The following is a 4,637-nucleotide window of genomic DNA, read 5'->3' on the forward strand; positions in this document are numbered from 1 at the left end:
ACCTAGCTTTAGCTCGATTGCTTTTAGCTTGGTCTCCTAACTGTAACGTTTAAACTTCTGTCCTTTTGTAGCCAATGCCAAACACCCCCTAAAATAGTTTAGATTAACCCAGGTTTTTTTCTAATGTCTATTTTTGGGGGTCAGTCCCGTTCAATCATAGGAAGGGTTTTAATTTTCTATAATTACCAGACAGGTCTTACTCTTGTTGGTAAATTACCTTCATTTGCTCCATAAATTAATTTTGATAAATCTTCTTTGAGCATTTGCAGTCGTTCTGCTCCAATGTTTTCAATCCAACGTTGCTCAATCTCAGTTAGAATCTTCTCTTTTGCTTTCACTACTAACCAACCTCGTTCGGTCAAAATAATAATTTTCCCTCTATTATCAGTGGGATGAGCTTTGCGTATTACATAACCACATTGCTCGAGATAATCCACCATTTTACTCACAGCTTGCTTTGTAACTCCTAAATATTCGGCTAGTTCTATACCTGTTGCTCCATTAGGATTGATACATTTAAACATAAAACCATGTACAGGTCTAATATCATCAAATCCCAATTCACTCAATCTGTTATGTAGTTCATTAATCGATACACTAAAAGATAATGACAAAAGGGATGTAAGATCTAATTCACTAAAAAATTGATTATTCATACATATTACCTCCTTACATAAAGTCAACTAGGTTGACTTTGTTCAGAGTTCATTGTACTATGCGTAATATAGTCAATCAAGTTGACTATATTACGATTGTGAAAGAAATAGAATTCACCGAGACAAAATTAATAAATTATGGAGGGTTCTTATGGCTAATATCGTTAAAATTAGAGGAAGTGTATTTGCACCGTATGCTTGGTTGGAACCTATTAAAGATCCTTCAACTGGAAGGATCTTCGAATATACGGGTGATGCACGCGAATTTACACCTTACGCTGTAAATACAATGAGATCAAGATTAGAGCAAGAAGTGATTATTGATTTTTATAAAAAAGAAATTTTCACATTTGCAGATGCTTGTATTACGACTGTGAAAATTACAAATCCAGACGGTTCTATCGAACATAAAAAAGGAAAAACAAATACACAAAACATTGTATGTACGAATGTTATGTGGGGCGCTGATGATGTTTCTTTTGAAATGAGGGCAAGTGCCAGCAATCCTTTGAATACATCAGCACCTGCAGCTGACTATGTATTAACTATAAACGTTAACAAAAGTGGGGATGCACATATCGAAGGTTTCCATGATGGGTTCCCTTGCTATGAATTTTATAAACAAACAGATTTCGGTCCATTTGAATTCATATATACACATGATTTCAGAAAAACTGGTGACACTCCAGCAGCGCTAGCAGGGGAAATGGAATACAATTTCAAAGCGACACTCTAGAAATAAATATTAAGTAGAAGATTGTAAACAGCAAATATTAAAGGAAAAGCAAGCATTTAACCATACGAAAAATAATATTAAACATTACAGAGGTGTATTCTCATGACTACTATCGTTAAAGTTAGAGCAAGTGTATTTATTCCAACATCTTGGACTGAACCTAGGAAAGATATTCAAACGGGTAACACAATCGAATTCGAAGGTGACTCACGTGAGTTTACACCTTATGCAGTAAACACTTTGCGTTCAAGAATTGAACAAGAAGTAATTGTAGATTTCTACAAAAAAGAAATTTTCACATATGTGAATACTGGCATAACAACAGAAAAAATCACAACTCCTGATGGTTCCATTAATAAAAGATCAGGAAAAGCTAGTACGGAAGGCATTTTGTGCACGGATATTGTATGGGAGTCAGACGAGGTCAAATTTCAAATGAGTGCAAGTGCTAGCAACCCATTAAATGTATTAGCACCTCCTGTTGACTATCTATTAACTGTACTTGTCAAAAAAGATGGTATTGTCGACATTCAAGGGGAACACGATGGATTCCCTTGTTATGAATTTTATAAGCAAGTAAATTGGGGTCCGTTTGAACAAATTTATACTCATGATTTCAGAGAAACTGGTGATACACCTGCAGCTATGGGTGGGGATATGGAGTATAGATTCAAAAAGATATTGTGAACCCAATATGATGAACTTTTTAGTAATTAAAAATAAAACACCTTAGAGTAGTGAACATCAGGAGGAACAAATGACAACAGTTTTATTCGTAAAAGCAAACAATCGCCCAGCAAATCAATCGGTCAGTGTAAAATTATATGATGCATTTTTTGCGAGTTACAAAGAATCGCATCCAAATGATAAAATAATAGAGCTTGATTTATACAAGGATGAATTGCCATATGTAGGCGTAGATATGATTAATGGCACTTTTAAAACAAGTAAAGGACTTGCGTTAACAGCAGAAGAAGCAAAAGCAGTAGCTGTTGCTGATAAATATTTAGATCAATTMCTTGCTGTTGATAAAGTTGTGTTTGGTTTCCCATTATGGAACCTAACAATCCCAGCTGTGCTACACACATATATTGATTATTTAAACCGAGCAGGTAAAACATTTAAATATACACCAGACGGTCCAGTAGGACTTATGGGGAATAAGAAAATTGCATTATTAAACGCTAGTGGCGGTGTATATTCTGAAGGACCAAAAGCTGACGTTGAAATGGCTGTTAAATATGTAGCAAGTATGATGAGCTTCTTCGGAGTAAATGATATAGAGACAATTGTGATAGAAGGCCACAATCAATTCCCAGAAAAAGCAGAAGAGATCATTGCGAATGGTCTTGAAAAAGCTCTTAAAGTAGCAAGTAAATTCTAACTAGTAAAACAATTATCACTGAATATGGCAGTATCAACACTTTTATAGTGGTGGTACTGCTTTTTTATTGGCTTTTCTTACTACTTTCCTTCGATGCCCACTCATTTCATTACGTCCGCACGGACTGAACCCTGGGGGATCGAAATTCTGATTATATTTTCACAGATATTATCCGTATGAAGCAAAGCATAGCGGTAATTTCGATGCCGTGCTCCTACACTGACGCTTCGTGCGCGCGATCTGCCCCTTGCTAGGCTCCACCAAATAATAAAAAAACCACTTCAACAGAAGTGGTTTGAATGGTTTATTATGGTGGAGCCTAGGGGGATCGAACCCCTGACCTCATCGCTGCCAGCGATGCGCTCTCCCAGCTGAGCTAAGGCCCCAAATGACGACAAGATTGATCTTAGCACAGGGTCGTCAAAACTGTCAATCTTTATCTATCATACCATTGAGCGGGTGTTTGGACAGCAAATTATTGAGCTCCTTCATGAACATATCGATGTCCTTGAATTGGCGATAAACAGATGCGAACCTGACATAAGCTACCTCATCTACAGGATAAAGCTCGTTCATAACGATTCCACCAATATCGCTGCTATCAACCTCGGCATGTGCCGTTGTGCGCAGCTCCTTCTCAACCTCGGATACGATTACCTCTAGACGCTCCACTGGTACCGGACGCTTCTCGCAGGCGCGGATAAGACCCCGCAATATTTTGTCACGGCTGAACTCTTCACGGCTGCCATCTTTTTTGATGACGATCAGAGGCGTCTCTTCAATCATTTCGAATGTCGTGAAGCGGCGGCTGCACTTTTCGCATTCACGGCGGCGACGAATGGATTTGTTTTCGTTGGCCGGTCTGGAATCTAATACTTTCGTTCCGGCATAGTCGCAGTATGGGCATTTCATGATGCGTATTGCCTCCTTTCTTAGTCGCTTGAGCCTCAAAAATGGACTCTTCGAAAAAAAAATTTAATTTCCATGTAATTCCTGTAATGAAGTTCAGATTTTTGCACATAATACTTTTACCAACCGCAAGGAGGTGAACATACATGAGCGCATCCCGCAGCAGTAACCAATTGGTAGTGCCACAAGCGACAGCTGCCCTTGACCAAATGAAATATGAAGTTGCTCAAGAGCTAGGCATCGCAATTCCGCAAGACGGATACTACGGCAACATGGCTACAAAAGACGCAGGCTCCATCGGGGGATACATTACCCGTCGCCTAGTGCAAATTGCCGAGCAATCCCTTGCTGGTCAATACAAATAATGATTCATTAAAAGTTGTATGAATAACCGAAGCTTTGGCAGGGCTCGTCCATGAAGAGACGAGCCTCCAAGGCTTCATTTATTTTCGTTATCGTTAAGGATCATCCATTAAAGACTCGGATATAAGTCCTTATACTTATTATAATAGTAAATGACTCGCTGCACATAGTGTCTAGTTTCTCCAAACGGAATTTCTTTAACCGATTCGATCGTTCCATCCCAAGTCCCCGAGTCAAGCCACTTGCGAACATTTCCTGGACCCGCGTTGTATGCAGCAATTGCAGCTATCTTATTTTGATCAAATTGTTGATTAAGAGATCTTAAATACCACGCGCCAACCTCAATGCTAACGTCTGCACGATTCATAAGCATATCATCCGTTACGGCTTGAAATCCTGCTTTTTGAACGACCCATGCAGCCGTATCAGGCATAATTTGCATTAAGCCCAGTGCACCCTTCTTCGATTCCTTGCCTGTCTGAAAATTGCTTTCACTGCGAATAATCGCGGCCACTAAATGCGACTCAATGCCATAGTTAGAAGCACTTGCACGAATGTCTTCTTTGTAATGAACCGGATACATCCACTC

The 4,637-nt window shown here is 39.0% G+C and carries 7 protein-coding genes and 1 tRNA gene; 4 read left to right on the forward strand and 4 right to left on the reverse strand.

Annotation, left to right across the window (positions count from 1 at the left end; translation table 11 throughout):
* Positions 1–182: 182 nt before the first annotated feature.
* Positions 183–656: a MarR family winged helix-turn-helix transcriptional regulator gene (locus AC1DSE_RS30535; RefSeq protein ID WP_477512583.1), complete on the reverse strand. Its 474-nt coding sequence runs from the start codon at positions 654–656 to the stop codon at positions 183–185.
* 151 nt (positions 657–807) lie between these two features.
* On the opposite strand from AC1DSE_RS30535, the gene AC1DSE_RS30540 reads away from it, so the two are divergent.
* The 3 genes from AC1DSE_RS30540 to AC1DSE_RS30550 all read left to right on the forward strand — a co-directional run bounded on the left by AC1DSE_RS30540 (position 808) and on the right by AC1DSE_RS30550 (position 2,776).
* Positions 808–1,392: a DUF3238 domain-containing protein gene (locus AC1DSE_RS30540; RefSeq protein ID WP_477512582.1), complete on the forward strand. Its 585-nt coding sequence runs from the start codon at positions 808–810 to the stop codon at positions 1,390–1,392.
* A gap of 102 nt (positions 1,393–1,494) precedes the next feature.
* Positions 1,495–2,079: a DUF3238 domain-containing protein gene (locus tag AC1DSE_RS30545; protein ID WP_477512581.1), complete on the forward strand. Its 585-nt coding sequence runs from the start codon at positions 1,495–1,497 to the stop codon at positions 2,077–2,079.
* Positions 2,080–2,149: 70 nt separating this feature from the next.
* The gene (locus AC1DSE_RS30550) at positions 2,150–2,776 is read left to right on the forward strand and encodes an FMN-dependent NADH-azoreductase (protein ID WP_477528725.1); all 627 of its coding nucleotides are present in this window, start codon (positions 2,150–2,152) and stop codon (positions 2,774–2,776) included.
* 310 nt (positions 2,777–3,086) lie between these two features.
* Here the strand turns inward: AC1DSE_RS30550 and AC1DSE_RS30555 are convergent.
* Both AC1DSE_RS30555 and nrdR read right to left on the reverse strand, forming a co-directional pair.
* Positions 3,087–3,162 (reverse strand) — tRNA-Ala (locus tag AC1DSE_RS30555).
* A gap of 43 nt (positions 3,163–3,205) precedes the next feature.
* The gene (gene nrdR, locus AC1DSE_RS30560; RefSeq protein ID WP_053377232.1) at positions 3,206–3,688 is read right to left on the reverse strand and encodes a transcriptional regulator NrdR; all 483 of its coding nucleotides are present in this window, start codon (positions 3,686–3,688) and stop codon (positions 3,206–3,208) included.
* Between the two features lie 143 nt (positions 3,689–3,831).
* Between nrdR and AC1DSE_RS30565 the strand changes: the two genes are divergently transcribed.
* Positions 3,832–4,050, forward strand: coding sequence for an alpha/beta-type small acid-soluble spore protein (locus tag AC1DSE_RS30565; protein WP_053377233.1), 219 nt, complete (start codon positions 3,832–3,834; stop codon positions 4,048–4,050).
* Between the two features lie 107 nt (positions 4,051–4,157).
* On the opposite strand, the gene AC1DSE_RS30570 is transcribed toward AC1DSE_RS30565, so the two are convergent.
* A partial coding sequence (locus AC1DSE_RS30570) for a lytic transglycosylase domain-containing protein (protein WP_477528726.1) occupies positions 4,158–4,637 on the reverse strand: 480 nt, incomplete at its 5' end.

This window comes from Paenibacillus sp. 01L418 (assembly GCF_056400045.1).